Origin of the sequence: Pseudomonas sp. RA_15y_Pfl1_P11 (assembly GCF_963970975.1) — a bacterium.
Classification (GTDB): domain Bacteria; phylum Pseudomonadota; class Gammaproteobacteria; order Pseudomonadales; family Pseudomonadaceae; genus Aquipseudomonas; species Aquipseudomonas tritici.
In genome coordinates this window covers 84,176-102,499 of record NZ_CAXAOY010000013.1, presented here as the reverse complement: position 1 = coordinate 102,499, position 18,324 = coordinate 84,176, and the positions used below count along the sequence as shown (strand labels likewise).

Here is an 18,324-nt window from a genome sequence, read left to right as displayed (position 1 = left end):
ATTGACACAAAACCAATCTGGGAGCGGCTTGCTCGCTCCCATATTCTAGTCTCGGTATCAGCCTGGAGATTGGGTTAGAGGCCCAATAGCGCCATGCGCTCGCGCACCGAAGCCTCGATCCCGGCCTCATCCAGCCCACACTCCGCCAGCATCTGCGCCGGCTTGGCATGCTCAACGTATACATCCGGCAAGCCCAGGTGCAGCACCGACTTGAGGATGTTTTCCCGCGCCAGGCATTCGCTGATCGCCGCACCGGCGCCGCCCATGATGGCGTTTTCTTCAACCGTCACCAGCAGCTCGTGGCTACCGGCGATCTCGCGCACCAAGGCTTCATCCAGTGGTTTGACGAAACGCATGTCGACCACGGTCGCGTCGATCTTCTCGGCGACTTTCAGGGCCTCGGCCAGCTGCACGCCGAACACCAGGAACGCGGTCTTGCTGCCCTGGCGGCGCACGATGCCTTTGCCGATCTCGATCGGCTCCAGGTCCTTTTCGATCACGGCATTCGGGCCATTGCCGCGCGGGTAACGCACGGCCGCCGGGCCGTTGTACAGATGGCCGGTGCTGAGCATCTTGCGCAATTCGTTTTCGTCGCTCGGCGTCATCACCAGCATGCCGGGGATGCAACGCAAGTAGGACAAGTCGAAGCTGCCCGCGTGGGTCGGGCCGTCTTCGCCGACCAAGCCGGCGCGGTCGATGGCAAACAGCACGTCGAGGTTCTGCACCGCCACGTCATGCACCAGTTGGTCATAACCGCGTTGCAGGAACGTCGAGTAGATAGCGACCACCGGCTTGGCGCCTTCACAGGCCATGCCGGCGGCGAATGTCACTGCGTGCTGCTCGGCAATCGCCACGTCAAAGTAACGCAGCGGGAACCGTTCGCTGAACGCCACCAGGTCGGAGCCTTCCTTCATCGCCGGTGTAATGCCCACCAGGCGCGGGTCGGCGGCGGCCATGTCGCACAGCCATTCGCCAAACACACCGGAATACTTAGGCCCGCTGGCTTTTTTCGGCGCAGCGGCGGGGGCGTCCAGCGGTTCCAGCTTGGTGATTGCGTGATAGCCGATCGGGTCGACTTCTGCCGGGGCAAAGCCTTTGCCTTTCTTGGTGACGATGTGCAGGAACTGCGGGCCCTTGAGGTCACGCATGTTGCGCAGCGTGGCGATCAGGGTCGGCAGGTCGTGGCCGTCGATAGGGCCGATGTAGTTCCAGCCCAGCTCTTCGAACAGGGTGCCGGGAACCAGCATGCCCTTGGCATATTCTTCGGTGCGCCGGGCAATTTCCCACGCGCCGGGAAGACGCGAGAGCACCTTCTTGCTGCCTTCGCGCATGCTGGCGTAGGTGCGGCTGGAGAGGATTTTTGCCAGGTAGTTGGACAGGCCCCCGACATTGCGCGAGATCGACATGTCGTTGTCGTTGAGGATCACCAGCATGTTGGCGTCCACTTCAGGCGCATGGTTCAGCGCTTCGAAGGCCATGCCGGCAGTCAGCGCGCCATCACCAATCACGGCAATCGCCTTGCGATCGCTGCCTTGCAGACGGGCGGCAATCGCCATGCCCAGCGCTGCACTGATGGAGGTGCTGGAATGGCCGACGCCAAAGGTGTCGTACTCGCTCTCGGAGCGACGCGGGAAGGCAGCAACGCCGTCCTTCTGGCGCAGGGTGCCCATTTGCTCGCGGCGGCCCGTAAGGATTTTATGCGGATACGCCTGATGGCCCACGTCCCACACCAGCCGGTCGTCCGGGGTGTCGAACACGTAATGCAGGGCGATGGTCAGCTCGATGACGCCCAGGCCAGCACCAAAATGCCCACCGGTCTGGCCGACCGTGTAGAGCAATTCCAGGCGCAACTCATCGGCCAGGGTTTCCAGCTCGGCTTCACCCAACCGACGCAGGCCGTCCGGCGTGGCAGCACGGTCGAGCAGGGGCGTGGACGGGCGCTTGCGGGGAATCTCTTGAAACGTCGTGGGCATCAGGCGAATCGTTATAGGTATAAGAAGAGGCGGCAGTTTACCTCAAGCATCGCAAACTGCCCACGCAGAGCGCCGAACTTGGCCGATATGCGGCTGAAATGGCCGCTGTAATCAGTGCCGGCGTTCGACGATATACCGCGCCAAGTCACGCAGTGGCTCGGCCGCCGCGTCGAAAGGTCGCAGGGTGTCCAGGGCTTGGTCGCGCAGTTCCAAGGCATAAACCTTGGCCGATTCCAGCCCGAGCAGCGCAGGATACGTCGGTTTGTCCCGTGCGATATCAGCGCCTTGGCGTTTGCCCAGGGTGGCGGTGTCACTTTCTACGTCGAGAATGTCGTCCTGCACCTGGAACGCCAGGCCGACGGCCAGCGCGTAGGTCTTCAGCGCCGCCAATTGAGGGGCTTCGGCCCGCCCACTGGCCAGGGCGCCCAAGTGCACGGCGGCTTCGATCAAGGCGCCGGTCTTGTGCCGGTGCATGTATTCCAAGGCGTGTTGATCAAGCTTCTGGCCTACCGAACCGAGGTCGATAGCTTGGCCGCCGACCATACCGGCGGGGCCTGCAGCCACGGCCAGGGCGGTCACCATACGCAGACGGATGTCGGCGTTGACGCTGCTCAGCGCCGGGTCCAGCAGTGCGCTGAACGCCAGGCTTTGCAGGCCGTCACCGGCGAGGATCGCGCAGGCTTCATCAAACGCTTTGTGGGTGGTCGGCTGGCCGCGACGCAAATCGTCGTCGTCCATCGCCGGCAAATCGTCATGCACCAACGAATAGGCGTGAATCAACTCCACCGCACACGCCGCGCCATTCGCCTGTTCGGCCGGCGCGCCCAAGGCTTCACAGGCCGCATAGGCCAGCAAGGGGCGCACGCGCTTGCCGCCATTCATCACGCTGTAGCGCATGGCTTCGTAAAGACGCTTGAGTTCGGGGCTTGGCGCAACAAACAAGGGTTCCAACGCCGCATTGACCCGGGCTTGGCTACTGGCCTGATACGCGTCGATCATTCGGGCTGTTCCGCATCGAAAGGCTCTTCGGCCAACTCCCCGTCACGTTCCAGCAGTACTTGGACCTTCTGTTCCGCCTGTGCCAAAGCACTCTGGCAGTCACGGGTCAGGCCGATGCCTTGCTCAAACGCTGTCAACGAGTCTTCCAGCGACAATTCGCCGTTCTCCAGACGCTCGACCAGGGTTTGCAGGTCGGCGAGGGATTGTTCGAAATCGAGTGCAACTTTTTTGCGGGCCATGGCGGCTATTCCGGTAGACGGTAAACCGGCGCGACACTAGCAGACATGGGGGTTCTGGGCAAATGAGCGGGGGAGGATGCCGTGGTGTGTGAGCCGATTAGCCATATTATTCGGCTCATGAGCCGTCAGGTTCTCTGCGCTACTGACAAACACTGTCCTTGTGCATCCTTCAGCTGTGCCTCAAATGCCAGCAATCCCATGCGCATCTTCTGCAATTCGGCAATGTGCACGGCCAGTTCCTGTTTTTTGCCAGCGATAGCCTGGTCCGCTCGGTCCCAGGGCAACGCATCGCCTTGATGGCCTCGGAGAATGTCCTGCAACTCCTTGAGCTTGAAGCCCAGTTGCTGCGCGCACTTGATAAACATCAGCAACTGAACGCTTTGCTGCGAATAGACCCGGTACTGGCCCTGACGCTGCGGCGCAGGTAATAGCCCGATCGCCTCATAGTGACGAATTGCCTTGATGGTCGTGCCCGACAACTGCGCGGCTTTGCCGAAGTACATGAAAATTCCCTTTTCCCAATAAAGCGCCGGTTTGTTTCAGCCACCTGGCCCGCTGCGCTGCAGTAGAGCCCAGTACCTGCAATGGCCAGCAGGGCGTTTCTGTAACCGTTGAAAGGCCCTTCCTGAACCGTTCCTGGCCCCTTGTGACAGCACATGCCCCTGACTAGCCTGCCTTAAAACACAAGAGTGCAACGGCATGAGCGAAACCGCTATCGGCTTGACCCAACCGCCTGCGGGTTACAGCGACTGGCTGACTGACCTGAAAGGCCGCATCCATTCGGCGCAACAGCGCGCAACGCTGACGGTAAACCGAGAACTCGTGCTGCTCTACTGGCAGATCGGCCAGGACATTTTGACCCGTCAGGCTGAGCAGGGCTGGGGCAGTAAAGTCATTGATCGTCTTGCCCAGGATTTGCGTGCGGCCTTTCCCAAAATGAAGGGTTTTTCACCGCGTAATCTTAAATACATGCGTGCTTTCGCGCAGGCATGGCCAAGCTCGGAATTTGTGCAACAGGCTGCTGCACAATTGCCCTGGGGTCATAATGTGGTGTTGCTGGACAAACTACCCGGCCCCGAAACCCGCCGCTGGTACATCGCCCAGGCGATAGCACACAACTGGTCGCGCAACACGTTGGTCATGCAGATCGAAAGCCGATTGCTGGAGCGCAGTGGCAAGGCCGTCAGCAATTTCGACAGCCATCTGCCCAAACCTCAATCCGATTTAGCGCGCGAATCGCTGAAAGACCCTTACCGTTTTGATTTCCTCAGCCTGGGCTTGGACGCGCAGGAGCGCGACATAGAAAACGCCTTGATCAAACACGTCATTGACTTTCTGTTGGAGCTGGGCGCGGGTTTTGCGTTCGTCGGCCAGCAAGTGCTGCTCGACGTTGGGGGCGATGAATTCTTTGTTGACCTGTTGTTCTATCACCTGAAGCTGCGCTGCTACGTGGTGATCGAACTGAAAGCGGGCAAGTTCAAACCCGAGCATCTGGGGCAGTTGAGCTTTTATCTTGCGGCCGTCGATGCCCAGCTCAAACACCCGCAAGACGGACCAACGATTGGCCTGCTGCTGTGCAAGAGCAAGAACGAAGTCGTCGCCGAATATGCATTGCGCGACAACAACCGACCGATGGGTGTGGCTGAATATCAACTGGTTGAGTCGCTGCCCGCGGAGCTGCAGACGGTTTTGCCTAGCATTGAGCAGATCGAGCGCGAGCTGGCGGATTAGAGTGCGTGATAGGCCAAATACGCGTGGGGACGTTGTTTTAGCGAATAAAAAGAGCCTGCTTTTCAGGGCAGGCTTGTGTTGAGTGAAACGGTTGGCTTAGTCCTTACGCGCCGTCAGCGCCGAGTAACCATTCATCAAGTTGCGGTAGTTCGGAATACGCTGGGACAACAGATTGCCCAGGCCTTCGATATCGTTGCGCCAGTCGCGATGCAGCTCACAGGCCACCGAGAACCAGTTCATCATCTGCGCACCGGCTTGGGTCATCCGGCTCCACGCCGCCTGCTGCACTGTGGTGTTGAACGTGCCCGAGGCATCAGTCACCACAAACACATCAAAGCCTTCCGCCAGTGCCGACAAGGTTGGGAACGCGACGCACACATCCGTGACCACGCCGGCAATGATGATCTGCTTGCGGCCGGTAGCCTTGATCGCCTTGACGAAGTCTTCGTTGTCCCACGCATTGATCTGGCCAGGGCGAGCGATGTACGGCGCGTCCGGGAACATTTCTTTCAGCTCCGGCACCAGCGGGCCATTGGGGCCTTGCTCGAAGCTGGTGGTGAGGATGGTCGGCAGGTTGAAGAACTTGGCCAGGTCCGCCAAGGCGAGCACGTTGTTCTTGAACTCGTTAGGGGAGAAGTCTTGCACCAGGGAGATCAGGCCAGTCTGGTGGTCGACCAGCAGCACTACGGCGTCGTCTTTGTTCAAGCGGTTGTAGGTTGGCGTGCTCATGGTTGAATCCTTTTTTGTTTAAGTGGGTTTTGCGTTGCGTTCAACATGGGCACAGATTAATGGGTGGTTGACGGGTGATAAATCGGCTGCGGTGTGTCTGACTGTCAACCCCTAAGGGACAATTTAAAAATGGGTATTTTTTGCCCATCGGGCGTCGGCGCGAAGGTCACCTCAAGCCGTTGCCCGATATGCAGCTGTTGCCTGTCCTCGCACTCGATGACGGACAACATTGTCGGTCCCTCGTCGAGCGTTACGTAGGCGATGCAATACGCTTCATCGTCTCGCCCGCTGTAGCTGAAGCTGTACAAGGTGGCGTTGCCGCTGGCGACGATCCAGTCGGTGGCCGCACTGCCGGTAAAAGGGCTGTGGTCGCGGGGGTAGAAAAAGGCCTTGCCAGTGTCGAGGCAGCGGCGCAGCAGCAGTTGCTCCCGGTTGGCCGCTTCCCAGAACGGCGCGCTTTCGGGGGTGATGTGCGGTGATGTCAGGTGCATATCAGAGTCGCTCCAGAATGAGACTAGCGCTGCCATGCCTTGAGCCCAGCAATCCACCGGTGCCGTGGGCCAGGGCCAGCGCGCAGTCAGGCCGTTGCACCGCGGGGTGTGCCTCGCCACGTAACTGACGCACGGCCTCTATCAGCCTGGCCATGCCGCCGCGATTGCCGGGGTGGTTGTTGCACAGCCCACCACCGTCGGTATTGATCGCCAACGGGCCCATGCCGCTGATCAATTTACCGTCGGCAACGAAAGCGCCGCCCTCGCCGGGGGCGCAGAAGCCGAGGTTTTCCAGCTGGATCAATACGGTGATGGTGAAGCTGTCGTACAGCGAGGCGTAACGGATGTCACTGGGTTTGAGCCGTGCCTCGGCGAATGCATCGGCGCCAGACTTCACCGCGCCCGAAGCCAGCAGGTCGAAGTAGCCGCCGTTCAGATGACTGATTGAGTAACCTGCACCGATGGGTGTAATCAGCGGCCGCTTGAGTGCCCGCGCAATGGCCGGATGAACCACCACCAACGCGCCACCGCCGTCGCTGATCACACAACAATCCAAGCGTCGCAATGGGGCGGCGATCAGCGGTGAGTTCAGCACATCGTCCACCGTCACTATGTTGCGCAACATCGCCAAGGGGTTGTGCTGGGCATGGTGCGACGCTGCGACTTTGATCCAGGCCAGTTGCTCGGCGGTGGTACCGTGCTCGTACTGATGGCGCATCGCGCACATCGCGTACAGGTTGGTCACGGCGGCGCCGTAGGGCATTTCAAAGGGGCCCTCGCAGGTGGTTTGGGGCTGATCGAGGTGGTTGGCGTCCGGCCGTTGGCGCCTGGCACGCGGGCGTCCGGCTTGGGTGATCAGGGCAACGGTGCAGCGCCCGTCGGCAATCGCACGCGTAGCCTGGGCGACGTGATGCAGGTAGGACGAACCCCAGCTTTCTGTGGTCTCCAAGTGCCGAGGATGAATGCCCAGGTACTCGACCATGGAAAAAGGCCCCACGCCCGGTGCATCCCAACCGGGTACGTCGCCGGCGCAAAAGTAGCCGTCCACATCGCTGAGGCTCAGCCCCGCATCTGCCAGGGCGCCGCGGGCCACGTCCGCGTGCAATTGCGCGAGGGAGCGGTCCACCGCATGCCGTGTGGGGTGTTCGTAGGCTCCGACGATAAAGGCTTTGCTCTTCATGGTTGACGACTCCGGCGGGCGTACTCGATGAAAAACGCCAGCGCCTGCGGATCGCGCATGGCGCTGAGGTTGGCGACGTTTTGCGGGTCGTGTCCCATCAGGATTCGGCGCACCGGCACTTCCATTTTTTTACCGGTCAGCGTCAGGGGAATCTGCGGCACCGCGAGGATCTGGTCCGGTACATGCCGGGGCGTGCACGCCTGGCGCAGGCATTCACGCACGCGCTGCTGCAAGGCGTCGTCCAGCACAGCGCCATGACGCAGTTCTACAAACAGCGGCATGAAAAAACCGCCTTCGGGCAGGTCCAGATTCACGATCAGCGCATTGTCGATTTCTGCGATGGGCTCCAATGCCCGGTAGATTTCTGCCGTACCGATCCGCACCCCAAAGCGGTTCAGCGTGGCGTCCGAACGCCCCAGCACCTGGCAACCGCCGCGGGCATTGAGCAAGAAAAAATCCCCATGGCGCCACACCCCTGGCCAGGGGTGGAAATAGCTTTCGCGGTAGCGCTCGCCCCCAGTGTCATCCCAAAAGTACACCGGCATTGACGGCATGGGCGACGTCACCACCAGCTCGCCAACCTGTTCAACCACCGCCTGACCCTTTTCATCAAACGCATAAACCGCCACACCCAGGGCGCGCGCCTGGATCTCACCGGCATACACCGGCAGTGTCGGCACGCCGCTTACCAGCCCCGTACAAATGTCCGTGCCCCCGCTGCCTGTGGTCACCCAGATGTCCGTTTTGAGGTTGCGGTAAAACCAGGCATTGCATTGCGGCGAAACCGGCGAGCCCACCGGCATCACGGTGCGCAGCGCGCCCAGTTCAAAGCGCTCACGGGGCACTACGTCGTAGCGTTTCATCAACTCGATATAGGTGGGGCTGGTGCCGAAAAAGCTGGCGCGGCTGTCCTGCACGATCTGCCACAGCGTATCGATGTTCGGCCAGGTCGGATGGCCGTCATAGAGCACTGGCCGTACTCCGCAGAGCAGGGCGCTGAACAAGGTGTTCCACATCATCCAGCCGGTGGTGGTGAAGATGAATGCTGCATCACCGGGGCGAAAATCCAGGTGTAGATGCAGTGCCTTCAGCTGCTCCAGAAGTATCCCGCCATGGCTGTGTACGATGGCTTTGGGCAAGCCAGTCGTGCCGGAAGAAAACAGCACCCATAACGGATGATCGAAGGGCAATTGTTCGCAGTGGAAATCGGCTGCGGGCACGGTAGGACGCAGGAGCAAGGCGCGCCAGTCGATGGCGTTGGCAAACGTCAGCGGTTCATCGGGAAACAGCGCTGGCAGCACGATGACGTGCTCGATACTGCCCAGCTCGCGGGCAATGTGCCGGACCTGTTCGCGTCGATCAAACGCCTTACCGCCATAGCGATAACCGTCCACCGCCAATAGCACCTTTGGCGACAATTGCCGCACCCGGTCCAGCACGCCCTCCACACCGAAATCCGGCGAGCAACTGGCCCAGACCGCGCCGATGGCTGCACATGCACACAGCGCAATCATCGCCTCGGGAACATTTGGCAAATAAGCCACCACTCGATCACCCGGCACCACCCCCACTTCCCGTAGGTAGGTCGCCAGGATGCGAACCTGACGGGCGAAGTCACTCCACGGCAGGCCTTGCAAGGCAACCGTTTCACTCTGGAAGAGCAGCGCGTCGCCTTCGCGTTCATTGCGCAGAATGTGTTCGGCAAAATTCAGTCGCGCGCCGGGAAACCACTGCGCACCGGGCATCGCACGGTCACCCAGCACTGCCTGGTGAGGGCTGCTGGCCTGAATGTGAAAATGATCCCAGATCGATTGCCAGAACGCCTCCGGATTATCGACGGACCACTGCCATAGCCCGTGATAATCGGCGAATCTGAGCGTGCGTTCGTGCTTCAGCCAATTCAGGTAATGAGTGAGGCGGGCGTGTTGAAGAAGCTCAGGGGAGGGCTGCCAGAGCAGTTGCCCCTGGGCCACGTCGTTGAATGCAGTCGCCACGATAAAAGACCTCTGACGTTGTTGTTATTCGGGTCATGGGGTGCTCTTGCGTGGCGGACTGTAGCGATAAATTGTACGTCGTACAATTAGTGGCGTGTCTGGTTTTGCTGTGCGAATTTTCAGCGGCGGGCAGCCAGGGTTTCCAGGCCGCAGAGGAGGGTGTCGACGTAGAACGTGAAGCTCTCATCCAGCGCGGCGTGCACGCCATTTTGCCAGCGCAGGCTGAAACCGCGATTGCTCAGTTGGTCCATATTCTGCGCGAGAGTGGGGTGCTGTTCTGCGTCGACGGCCCTCAGCTTCTCCTGCACTTGGCATTGCCATGCCTCGGTGTTATCCGGCAATGGTGCGTACTCCAGCGTCGTGAAACCGGCAAGAGCAGCGATAAACGTATTGTAGGCGGCGGCCAGGGAAGGGCCGCTGAAACCCGCTTGTTGCAGTGCTGCCAACACACCCTCGACCAACGTGAAGTCGGTGCTGGCGTTGGACACCAATTGCGAGCCCAACAACGGCGCGATGTTCGGATGCTGGTGCACGGCATCATGGCAGTTGACCATCGCCGCACGCAGGTAGTCCTGCCAGCGCTCCTGAGGCTCTGGCGCAACGTGCTCCAAGACTTTGGCCAGCACTTCGCTCAACAACAATTCGCGTGATGAGACGTACCAATAGATGGCCGTCGGGTACACACCCAGGCTGCTGGCCAGGTTGCGCAGGCTGCATTTGTCCAGGCCTTCGCGATCGATCAACGTCAGGGCTGCGGTGATGATCGCGTCTTTGTTCAGTGGGCTCTTTGCATCTTCGCCAGCGGTTTTTTTACGCCGGCCTCGTGGGTTTGCGGTTTTGCTGGTCATTATTGTGGGTTCCGGTTGAGCGACGGCGAAAGGATAGCGGTTCACCGATTCGCTGTCGCTCTTGCGCAATAGCCGTCAATCCCCTCCGTAGCGCTCGACGAACGCTTGCGTGGCCGTGACCAGTCGGCTCAGCTCGCGGTCAGTCAGCGGCAAACTCAGCGCAAACAACCCGCGCCGCGCGCTGTAGATCCCACATTCGAGCAGGTGAAAAAAGAACAGGTCGCGCAGGTCGTTTCGCTCCGTTGGAATATCTGAAGGACGAAGAATAGGTAAGCCCGTGGGATGCAGATTCATCACCGATCCTTGCCCGGTAAATTGCATCGGCATGGGCGCCAGCACCTCATTGAGCTGGCCGCGCAACCTGTCGCCACGGGCATTCAGTTCCAACGCTGCTTCGCGCGTGTACACCTGCTCCAGTCCGGCGATGCCCGCCGCCATGGTCAGCACATTGTTATTGAACGTGCCCGCATGGGACAGGCATCCATGGCGCGGGTCAAACTGCGCGAGGATGTCCCGCCGCCCACCGAGCACGCCGCACGGCATACCACCGCCGAGGTATTTGCCCAGCGTGATCAGGTCCGGGGTGATGCCGAGCTTTTCCTGCAGGCCGCCGGGGGCCAGGCGCGAGGTCATCACTTCATCGAAGATCAGCAGCGTGCCATGGGCGTGGCTCCTTTTGCGCAACCCTTCGAGAAAACCCGGCGCGGCACAGATACACCCGCCCGCACCCAGCATCGGCTCCACCAGGATGGCCGCAATGTCGACATGCTCATGCAACAAACGCTCGACGCTGTCCAGGTCGTTGTAGTCGGCCAAGTAGACCCGATGCGGCACATTCATCGCCGTGCTTGTCCCGGCAAAACTCAACACACCGCCGTGATAACCGCCGTTGAACGCGATGACTCCGCTGCGCCCGGTGTAGGCCTTCGCCGCCGCCAGCGCGAGCAGATTCGCCTCGGTGCCGGAGTTGGTAAACCGCACCTGCTCGATGCAGCCGAAGCGCTCCACAATCAGCGTCGCCAGCCGCGCCTCCCCTTCCGTATGGGCGCTCAGGTTCAGCCCATTCGCCATCGCCTTTGTCAGCGCATGGGTGATCACCGGATGGGAGTGTCCATACAGCGCTGCCGTGTATTCCGCGAGAAAATCGACGTAGCGGTGCCCATCCAGATCATCGAGAAAACACCCGCTGGCGCCTGTCATCACCAACGGAAACGGCTCATAAAACAGCACCGAGCGCGTGTTGCCGCCGGGCATCACCTGCGCGGCCCACTCCAACTGGCGCGCACTCTTTGGATTGGCCCGGATGTACCGTTGAATGCAACGCTCCAACTCAAGCTTGCCAGGCATCACTCACCCCCTTCGACGCAGTACGTTTCGGATACACCAGCATCAATAAGCCAAACCACGCCGCCGCTACGTAAAACGCCGCGCGCGTTTCCGGGTCGCGAATCACCAACACCGTCAGCACGCCCAGGTAACACAGCACCAGCACACTGCTGACCTTGGGCCAGGGCAGGCGGTAATCCACTTCTGCCAGCTCGCTGCGCTGCACCTTACGGCGATAGGCCATATGCGCGGTGATGATCACCATCCACACCCAAATCAACAGGCCCAGGATTCCCGTGATCAACAGGCTGAAAATGCTCTCCGGGATCAAATAATTCAGCAGCACCCCCACTAGCAAAATGGCGGTCGACACCATCAAGCAACGGGCCGGCACCCGTTGCGGGCTCAACACCTGCAACTGACGCGGCGCCTGCCGGATATGTGACAGTGCAAACAACATGCGGCTGGTGGCAAACAGTCCGGTATTACACGAGGACGCCAGCGCGCTGATCACCACGAAATTGATGAATCCGGCCGCCACACCCAGCCCAATACTGTCGAACACCATCACAAACGGGCTTTGCGAGGTGTCGATCTGGTTCCACGGGTACAGCGCCATGATCACAGCGGTCGACCCCAGGTAAAAAATCGCCATGCGCCACAGGATGCTATTGATCGCTCGTGGCAAGGTGCGCTGCGGCTCGGCTGTTTCCGCCGCCACCAAACCAATCACCTCGACCCCGGCAAAGGTAAACGCGGCCACAGGCACCGCGAACCAGAAGCCATGCCAGCCATTCGGAAAAAACCCACCGTGCTGCCAGAGATTCGCGACTGAGGGTGTCGTCTGCGCAGACGTCTCCAGCCCAAACAACAAAATCACCAACCCCGCCCCAATCAGCCCGACAATCGTCAACACCTTGATCAACGCCAGCCAGAACTCCACCTCACCAAACGTCTTCACTGCAAATAGATTGATCACCATCAACACGCCGACAGTGACCAACGCGGGAATCCACTGCGGCAACTCCGGGTACCAATACTTCATCAACAAACCAATCCCGGTCACCTCCAGCACCCCGACCAGAATCCAGATCATCCAATACGACCACCCCGTGATAAACGCCACCCGCGGCCCCAAAAATTCCTCCGCGTACGTCGCAAACGACCCACTGCTGGGTCGATACAACGACAACTCCCCCAGCGCCCGCGCAATCAGATAAACCATCCCTCCACACAACGCATACGCCAGCAACAGCGCCGGCCCCGCCGTGGCAATCGCCTTGCCCGACCCCAAAAACAACCCGGCCCCGATAATGCCGCCGATAGCGATCAACATGACGTGGCGCTCCTTGAGCGATCGCGCCAAGCCATGGTTGGAAGAGTGAAGCGGTGTTGTAGACATCAGCATTCCCCAGGCTGCATTACGCAGCAGTGGTTGAGGGTGAGCCCGGCTTGGGCCGGTTTTATTGTACGGTGTGCAATAAGCAGGTTTTGGGCCAGCGGCGAGGGGAGTCGGGGAATTGGCGTTTAAACGGTTTATTTAGATATGCGTGTAGGACGTTTCATCTGATGTTTATGCGATGGGGGTAAGGTTGCAGGGTGTCACCTGGGAACACAGGTGGGTGGGGGGAACACGGGAGTGAGTGTGGTGTGATCTTCAAAGGCCAGCAGGGCTGATCTTTGTTACGTGCAGGACGTTTCCTAGGGAGCGCCTATCGCTCGTCGACGCTTTTTGATGGCCGGAAAACGTAACGCAAAAATCTCACGCGTGAGCTCTTGAGCGTGGTCGAAATTGCCTGTAGTGTTTCTCACGCGTGAGTTTTTCACAACGAGGTCAGTACCATGAAAAGCAGCTCTCCATCGAGCCCGCCGGCTGGGCCCGATACAGATTCAGCAAGCCGCAAGGGAGAGCGCTTGAAATCGCCTGCGAAAAAGCCGTCTAGCTTTTATATGAAGCAGATGCGCGCGGGCCTGGCGGCCGCCGGTTATGTGAAACACGAGACTTGGGTGCTTCCCGAAAATCGAAGCCTGCTCAAGCAGATGGAGAAACAGCTTCGCCAGCCGATTCTGGCTGGCTCATTCATGTCGGAGAATTACATGAGCGCAGGTACCAACTGGAACATCAATCGCCTCTTCAGTGCACTTCAGGCCCTGGACGACGTGGTTTCCAACGACATTACGCTTTCTCTGGTTCAAGGTTCCGAGTCCAGCATCAAGCTGGAAATGAACGACTTCGGTGGCCTGCCGATTTACATCGCGGTGGTCGGCGAGCAGATCATCGTCGACACCGTTCTGGTCGACGTCGAGTCCATCAACGATGTACCTGCCTTCAATGACGCCGTGCTGCGCAGCCGGGAGATGTTCCCGCTGTCCTCGATCGGCATCGAGTCCATGCCGAACGGGCAAGTTATTTACAACATGTTCGGCGCGTTGAGCTCCGACTCCAGCTTGACGAACATCGTGACCGAGGTAAAAACCCTCGTCGATAACGTGCAGCGCGCGAGCGAAGCCTTTGAACGCTTCTTCAACTAATCAGTAGGGAATATCCAATGACTCAGTCCATCTGGAGCAAATTGTTCACCGCGCTGCGTGGCGGTGCCAACGAAGTCGGCGAATCGATTGTCGATCAACAAGCCCTGCGCATCCTCGACCAGGAAATTCGCGACGCCGACAGCGCGCTGGCTAACGCCAAGCGTGAGCTGGTCAGCATCATGGCCAAGCACAAACTGGCGAATGATCGCGTCGGCGAGTACAACGCCAAGATCAAGGATCTGGAGTCCAAGGCGATGGCCGCTATCCAGGCCAACCGTGAAGACCTGGCGCTGGAAGTGGCCGAGGCCATTTCGACCCTGACCAACGAACTGGATGTCGAGCAAAAGCAGGCCGCCGAGTTCGGTGGGTACGCTGAAAGCATGCGCAAGGACATCACCAAGGCTGAAAGCCGGATTAAAAGCCTGCGTCAGCAAGTGGACATGGCCAAGGCGCGCGACAGCGTACAGAAGGCCCAGGTCAGCGCGTCCATCGCCAGTGGCGGTGCCAACGGCAAGCTGGAAACCGCCGTCGGTACGCTGAATCGCTTGCAAGCCAAGCAGCAGCAACGCGCCGCTGAGCTGCAAGCCCAGGACGAACTGGCTGACGCCTCGACGGGTACCGACCTGGAGCGTAAATTGCGCGACGCCGGCATCACGCCGAACGAAGGCAGCGCCAATGCGATTCTGGAACGTCTGAAGCAAAAGTCGGCCGACTAAGCAACGCGGCAACAGGAAGGGCATGGTCTGCCCTTCCTTTTTTATATCGAGGTCAGGATGGATGCCCTGAAGGGTTTCAAGACAATCGCAGGCCTCGCCCTCTTGATGGTCGCGCTGCAACTACTCAATGCAGCCACCGGTTACAGCCTGATGGCATACGGCCTGGTCCCAAGAACGCTGTACGGGCTGCCGGGCATTCTCACCTCACCCTTTTTGCACGCGTCCTTTGCTCACCTGAGTGCGAACCTGATCGCCTTTTTGATACTGGGCACCCTGGTCATCCTCGAAGGGTTCAATCGGTTCATCAGCGTCAGCGCGATCATTATCCTGCTGGGCGGCTTGTTGGTCTGGCTGTTCGGTTTTGCAGGCGTCCACGTGGGTGCCAGCGGCTGGGTATTCGGGTTGTGGGCCTACCTCCTGTCTCGCGCCTGGTTTCATCGGAGCTGGAGCAACCTGATAACCGCCGGCGTTGTCGCTCTGCTGTATGGCGGGCTGATCTTTGGCTTCCTGCCGCGTCAGGGTGTGTCCTTCGAAGGTCACCTGTTTGGTGCGTTCGCTGGATTTATTGCAGCCAAAGTACTTCTCTCTGCGCCGCGCAGCAGGTTTAATGCGCGGTGAACGCACTTGAGCCTCCAGACGCCCAGGCGCTGATCTCATCCGGAATCAAGTACCCAGGGAATCAGGGACAACATGTCGATTTTTTTATTGCTGCGCCTGTACGCGTCCTCCCTCTTTCACCGCTTCGGCTGGGCAGGTCTGGTCATTGCCCTGGGCGTCCACCTGAGCACGGCTTATCTGGGCCTGGTGTTTCTGGGCGAACAGCACCTCACCGCTCCCGCCACGTTCATTTACTTCTATCTCACCACCACACTCACCGTCGGCTACGGCGATCTCGCGCCGCAGACCTCGGCGGGACGAATTTTCGTGGCCTCCTGGGTCATGCTCGGGGGCATTGCGCTGTTGACGGCAGCCATCGGCAAAACCACCAGCAGTGTCATCGATGCATGGAGAAAAGGCATGAAGGGTAAAGGCGATTTCACGGGCAAGGTCGACCATACGGTGCTCATTGGCTGGGAAGGCGCATCCAGCGAGCGGGTCATTGAGTTGTTGCTGCAAGACGAAACCTCGAGCGACAACCTGATCGTCATCTGCGATTGCACCCTCGAAGAAAACCCGATGCCCGGCAAAGCGGCATTCATCCGCGGCGAAAGCCTGTCCTCCACCGCGTTACTGCTGCGTGCAGGCGTGCCCGGTGCCGAGCGTGTGCTGGTGCGAACTTCGTCTGACGACTTGACGCTGGCCACTGTGCTGGCGGTGAATCAATTGAATCCTGTGGGGCATGTGGTCGCGCACTTCAACGAAAGTGAAATTGCCGCACTTGCCAGCTCCTACGCCCCGAGCCTGGAATGCACCTCCAGTATGGCGATCGAGATGTTGGTGCGAGCCTCTCAGGACCCGGGCTCGTCAGTGGTCATTAATGAGCTGCTGTGCGTGGGCCAAGGCGCCACCCAATACCTGATGAAATTGCCCGAGGCCTTTGAAGCAACGTTTGGCGACCTGTACACGCAGATGAAGGAACACCACAACGCCACCCTCATCGGCTACCGCGCCAAAGGTGCCCAACAACCGTCGATCAACCCGCCCAGCGCCACGCGCGTTGAAGGCGGCGAACTCTTTTACATCGCCTCTACACGCCTCAAGGAAATCTCCAATGGGATGGCTTAAACAGTTGATGGGGCTTGAGGCCCCGAACGCGAATACCGCGTCGAACCGCACAGCCAGCGTAGCCCTGCCGACCACTGGCCCGCTGGGCCTGGCGCCGGGTAAAGGCGTGATCTTCGACGCAACCCTGCGATTGTTGCTCGATGATAAAACCAGCGTGGTCATCCCCGGTTCCCAGGAAATCTGGAGCAACGGCACCGTGGACCTCGGGCAGTCGACCTGGCTGTCGCGCTATTACATGAACGACGACGATTACTGGCTGCAGGTGCACACCACGGGTGACATCGCCGGGCAGGTCGAGTCGGTGATCCTGTTCAACTACCTGAGTTACGTCACCCTCAGCAGTGAGGCGGAACTGCGTCGGCTGGCAGGTCCACAGAGCCTGATCGGGCTGGCGACCTACACGCACAACGGCGTCGAATACAGCCGCGTGTGGGGCAGCGAAGAGGGCCAGACAGAATTAGTGGCAATGAGCGAGCAGGTGATCAATCCGGAGAGTGCCTACACCGTCGAGCACCGTTCGATGTTGTACGCCCGCGATACCGGCCTGACCGATCGCCGGGAGTTCCTGCTGTTTTCCGTTGAAGAAGACGCTGAAGGCACCGTCAGCCTGAGCACCTCGCTGGGCATTTCACTGTACACAACCGACCTGAATACGCTCTGAAAAAAGGAAGAAATCCATGCTAGAAGCTCTGTCCATCTCGCTGAATAAACCCGCCGTGTTCGGGTTTGTCACCTACATCCTGGGTGCCGCCGTGCTGTTCGCGCTGTTCCAGTTCATCTACACCCGCGTCACCCCGCACAAGGAATTCGAACTGATCCGTGCGGGCAACGTGTCGGCTGCGGTCGCGCTGGGCGGTGCCATCATCGGTTTCGCGATTCCGGCCAGCAATGTGATTGCCTTCTCGATCAGCCTCCTCGACTTTGTCGTTTGGGCCGTGATCGCCGCCCTCGTCCAACTGTTGGCGTTTCTGGTGACCAGCCTGGTACTCAAAGGCACTTCCGAACGTATCAAAAAAGGTGAACTCGCGGCCGGTATCTACGTGGCAGCCGTGGCCATCAGCGTCGGCATGTTGAACGCCGCCTGCATGACGCCTTCCCAGAACTGATTGCGCACGGAGCTCCCGATGAAACGAAGCAAGTACGTCCAGCTTTCGCTGGCAGCGTCGGTCGCCATGGCGATATCCGGCTGCGGGCCGACGGAAAAAACCTACGAGTTGCAGAAGAAGTACAACTTCCAGTCTGTTCAGCAGTGCGCCGATGAAAAGCTACCGGTGGACGTCTGCTCGGACGCCTACATGAAGGCCATGGCCGAGCACCGCCGCATTGCACCGGTGTACGACAGCCAGGCCGACTGCGACGCCGACTTTGTCGCCGACTGGTGCCAGCAAGACTCCGCCGGCAAGTTCATCCCCAAGCTGGGTGGTTTCGAACTGACCGCCGAAGGCCAAGTCACGCAATCCCAGGTTGACGCGGCCAAGGCGCAAACGGGCGAATCGCAAGCGAGCGGCGGCTCAGGCTTCTCCACCAGCAGCCTGCTGACGGGGTTGCTGATCGGCAACATGCTGAGCAACAACCGCAACAGCTACCGCTCCGAGCCGGTTTATCGCTACCGCGACGATCGCGGCAGTTATGGTTCCTCGACGCTGAGTCAGCGAGCCTCCAGCGGGGCGACATTCGGCCGCTCGAATCAGGCACGGTACGGCAGCAGCAATTACTCGAACACGCTGCGCTCCTCCAGCGCGTCCAGTGCCGTATCGTCGGCCACCTCCCGTGGCGGCTTCGGCAGCAAGGCCAGCGCACGCAGCGGCTGGGGCGGCGGCGGGTCGAGCAGTTAAGGAAAC

At 59.9% G+C, this 18,324-nt stretch carries 19 protein-coding genes and 1 pseudogene; 8 read left to right on the top strand and 12 right to left on the bottom strand.

All coding sequences use genetic code 11. The annotated features are described in order from the left end of the window. Positions 1-74: 74 nt before the first annotated feature. The 5 genes and pseudogenes from dxs to AACY44_RS17365 all read right to left on the bottom strand — a co-directional run. Entirely contained in the window at positions 75-1,973 is a 1,899-nt protein-coding gene (gene dxs / locus AACY44_RS17385) for a 1-deoxy-D-xylulose-5-phosphate synthase (protein ID WP_339416981.1), read from the bottom strand. A 111-nt stretch (positions 1,974-2,084) separates the two neighbouring features. Next, a complete protein-coding gene (gene ispA / locus AACY44_RS17380; protein WP_339457366.1) occupies positions 2,085-2,972 on the bottom strand; it encodes a (2E,6E)-farnesyl diphosphate synthase in 888 nt (295 codons plus the stop codon). Continuing rightward, a complete protein-coding gene (locus AACY44_RS17375; RefSeq protein WP_003176346.1) occupies positions 2,969-3,211 on the bottom strand; it encodes an exodeoxyribonuclease VII small subunit in 243 nt (80 codons plus the stop codon). The genes ispA and AACY44_RS17375 overlap by 4 nt, the downstream gene beginning before the upstream one ends. Positions 3,212-3,336: 125 nt before the next feature. Next, on the bottom strand, positions 3,337-3,714 hold the full coding sequence (locus AACY44_RS17370) for a MerR family transcriptional regulator (protein ID WP_339530745.1): 378 nt from the start codon (positions 3,712-3,714) through the stop codon (positions 3,337-3,339). Continuing rightward, positions 3,653-3,790: pseudogene (locus AACY44_RS17365) on the bottom strand (NAD(P)H-dependent oxidoreductase); the annotation flags it as partial. The pseudogene AACY44_RS17365 and the gene AACY44_RS17370, both read right to left, overlap by 62 nt. 120 nt (positions 3,791-3,910) lie before the next feature. Between AACY44_RS17365 and AACY44_RS17360 the strand changes: the two are divergent. Continuing rightward, positions 3,911-4,942 carry a PDDEXK nuclease domain-containing protein gene (locus AACY44_RS17360; protein ID WP_339530743.1) on the top strand — a complete coding sequence of 344 codons (1,032 nt, stop codon included), beginning with the start codon at positions 3,911-3,913 and terminating at the stop codon, positions 4,940-4,942. Positions 4,943-5,038: 96 nt separating this feature from the next. On the opposite strand, the gene ycaC is transcribed toward AACY44_RS17360, so the two are convergent. From ycaC to AACY44_RS17325, 7 genes are all read right to left on the bottom strand, one after another. Next, entirely contained in the window at positions 5,039-5,671 is a 633-nt protein-coding gene (ycaC, locus tag AACY44_RS17355; protein WP_049711340.1) for an isochorismate family cysteine hydrolase YcaC, read from the bottom strand. Positions 5,672-5,775: 104 nt separating this feature from the next. Continuing rightward, positions 5,776-6,162: a Zn-ribbon domain-containing OB-fold protein gene (locus AACY44_RS17350; RefSeq protein WP_339416976.1), complete on the bottom strand. Its 387-nt coding sequence runs from the start codon at positions 6,160-6,162 to the stop codon at positions 5,776-5,778. A 1-nt stretch (position 6,163) separates the two neighbouring features. After that, positions 6,164-7,342 (bottom strand): thiolase domain-containing protein, encoded by a 1,179-nt coding sequence (locus AACY44_RS17345; protein WP_339416974.1) that lies wholly within the window; start codon positions 7,340-7,342, stop codon positions 6,164-6,166. After that, positions 7,339-9,336 (bottom strand): acetoacetate--CoA ligase, encoded by a 1,998-nt coding sequence (locus AACY44_RS17340; RefSeq protein ID WP_339530741.1) that lies wholly within the window; start codon positions 9,334-9,336, stop codon positions 7,339-7,341. Before AACY44_RS17340 ends, AACY44_RS17345 begins: the two co-directional genes overlap by 4 nt. Positions 9,337-9,455: 119 nt before the next feature. Beyond that, complete coding sequence (locus AACY44_RS17335; RefSeq protein WP_339416972.1) at positions 9,456-10,184, bottom strand: TetR/AcrR family transcriptional regulator C-terminal domain-containing protein; 729 nt, start codon at positions 10,182-10,184, stop codon at positions 9,456-9,458. A 75-nt stretch (positions 10,185-10,259) separates the two neighbouring features. Continuing rightward, complete coding sequence (locus AACY44_RS17330; RefSeq protein WP_339416969.1) at positions 10,260-11,531, bottom strand: aspartate aminotransferase family protein; 1,272 nt, start codon at positions 11,529-11,531, stop codon at positions 10,260-10,262. Further along, on the bottom strand, positions 11,515-12,846 hold the full coding sequence (locus tag AACY44_RS17325) for an amino acid permease (RefSeq protein ID WP_339530740.1): 1,332 nt from the start codon (positions 12,844-12,846) through the stop codon (positions 11,515-11,517). The genes AACY44_RS17330 and AACY44_RS17325 overlap by 17 nt, the downstream gene beginning before the upstream one ends. Positions 12,847-13,460: 614 nt before the next feature. Here AACY44_RS17325 and AACY44_RS17320 point away from each other — a divergent pair. From AACY44_RS17320 to AACY44_RS17290, 7 genes are all read left to right on the top strand, one after another. Beyond that, a complete protein-coding gene (locus AACY44_RS17320) occupies positions 13,461-14,042 on the top strand; it encodes a YjfI family protein (RefSeq protein WP_339417052.1) in 582 nt (193 codons plus the stop codon). Between the two features lie 17 nt (positions 14,043-14,059). Then, positions 14,060-14,758: a PspA/IM30 family protein gene (locus AACY44_RS17315; protein ID WP_339416966.1), complete on the top strand. Its 699-nt coding sequence runs from the start codon at positions 14,060-14,062 to the stop codon at positions 14,756-14,758. Between the two features lie 57 nt (positions 14,759-14,815). Beyond that, the gene (locus AACY44_RS17310) at positions 14,816-15,376 is read left to right on the top strand and encodes a rhomboid family intramembrane serine protease (protein ID WP_339416965.1); all 561 of its coding nucleotides are present in this window, start codon (positions 14,816-14,818) and stop codon (positions 15,374-15,376) included. A gap of 72 nt (positions 15,377-15,448) precedes the next feature. After that, complete coding sequence (locus AACY44_RS17305) at positions 15,449-16,483, top strand: ion channel (protein ID WP_339416963.1); 1,035 nt, start codon at positions 15,449-15,451, stop codon at positions 16,481-16,483. Then, positions 16,470-17,144 (top strand): DUF2491 family protein, encoded by a 675-nt coding sequence (locus tag AACY44_RS17300; RefSeq protein ID WP_339416962.1) that lies wholly within the window; start codon positions 16,470-16,472, stop codon positions 17,142-17,144. The genes AACY44_RS17305 and AACY44_RS17300 overlap by 14 nt, the downstream gene beginning before the upstream one ends. 16 nt (positions 17,145-17,160) lie before the next feature. Continuing rightward, the gene (locus tag AACY44_RS17295; protein ID WP_065873700.1) at positions 17,161-17,589 is read left to right on the top strand and encodes a DUF350 domain-containing protein; all 429 of its coding nucleotides are present in this window, start codon (positions 17,161-17,163) and stop codon (positions 17,587-17,589) included. Between the two features lie 18 nt (positions 17,590-17,607). Continuing rightward, positions 17,608-18,318, top strand: coding sequence for a DUF1190 domain-containing protein (locus AACY44_RS17290; protein WP_339427969.1), 711 nt, complete (start codon positions 17,608-17,610; stop codon positions 18,316-18,318). Positions 18,319-18,324: the final 6 nt, after the last annotated feature.

Bases quoted from the DNA above. Each gene is read 5' to 3' on its own strand.
- AACY44_RS17350 (WP_339416976.1), bottom strand. From the start codon at position 6,162: ATGCACCTGACATCACCGCACATCACCCCCGAAAGCGCGCCGTTCTGG.
- AACY44_RS17325 (WP_339530740.1), bottom strand. From the start codon at position 12,846: ATGTTGATCGCTATCGGCGGCATTATCGGGGCCGGGTTGTTTTTGGGG.
- AACY44_RS17375 (WP_003176346.1), bottom strand. From the start codon at position 3,211: ATGGCCCGCAAAAAAGTTGCACTCGATTTCGAACAATCCCTCGCCGAC.
- dxs (WP_339416981.1), bottom strand. From the start codon at position 1,973: ATGCCCACGACGTTTCAAGAGATTCCCCGCAAGCGCCCGTCCACGCCC.
- AACY44_RS17345 (WP_339416974.1), bottom strand. From the start codon at position 7,342: ATGAAGAGCAAAGCCTTTATCGTCGGAGCCTACGAACACCCCACACGG.
- AACY44_RS17295 (WP_065873700.1), top strand. From the start codon at position 17,161: ATGCTAGAAGCTCTGTCCATCTCGCTGAATAAACCCGCCGTGTTCGGG.
- AACY44_RS17305 (WP_339416963.1), top strand. From the start codon at position 15,449: ATGTCGATTTTTTTATTGCTGCGCCTGTACGCGTCCTCCCTCTTTCAC.
- AACY44_RS17310 (WP_339416965.1), top strand. From the start codon at position 14,816: ATGGATGCCCTGAAGGGTTTCAAGACAATCGCAGGCCTCGCCCTCTTG.
- AACY44_RS17360 (WP_339530743.1), top strand. From the start codon at position 3,911: ATGAGCGAAACCGCTATCGGCTTGACCCAACCGCCTGCGGGTTACAGC.
- ispA (WP_339457366.1), bottom strand. From the start codon at position 2,972: ATGATCGACGCGTATCAGGCCAGTAGCCAAGCCCGGGTCAATGCGGCG.
- AACY44_RS17315 (WP_339416966.1), top strand. From the start codon at position 14,060: ATGACTCAGTCCATCTGGAGCAAATTGTTCACCGCGCTGCGTGGCGGT.
- AACY44_RS17335 (WP_339416972.1), bottom strand. From the start codon at position 10,184: ATGACCAGCAAAACCGCAAACCCACGAGGCCGGCGTAAAAAAACCGCT.
- AACY44_RS17330 (WP_339416969.1), bottom strand. From the start codon at position 11,531: ATGCCTGGCAAGCTTGAGTTGGAGCGTTGCATTCAACGGTACATCCGG.
- ycaC (WP_049711340.1), bottom strand. From the start codon at position 5,671: ATGAGCACGCCAACCTACAACCGCTTGAACAAAGACGACGCCGTAGTG.
- AACY44_RS17290 (WP_339427969.1), top strand. From the start codon at position 17,608: ATGAAACGAAGCAAGTACGTCCAGCTTTCGCTGGCAGCGTCGGTCGCC.
- AACY44_RS17370 (WP_339530745.1), bottom strand. From the start codon at position 3,714: ATGTACTTCGGCAAAGCCGCGCAGTTGTCGGGCACGACCATCAAGGCA.
- AACY44_RS17320 (WP_339417052.1), top strand. From the start codon at position 13,461: ATGAAGCAGATGCGCGCGGGCCTGGCGGCCGCCGGTTATGTGAAACAC.
- AACY44_RS17300 (WP_339416962.1), top strand. From the start codon at position 16,470: ATGGGATGGCTTAAACAGTTGATGGGGCTTGAGGCCCCGAACGCGAAT.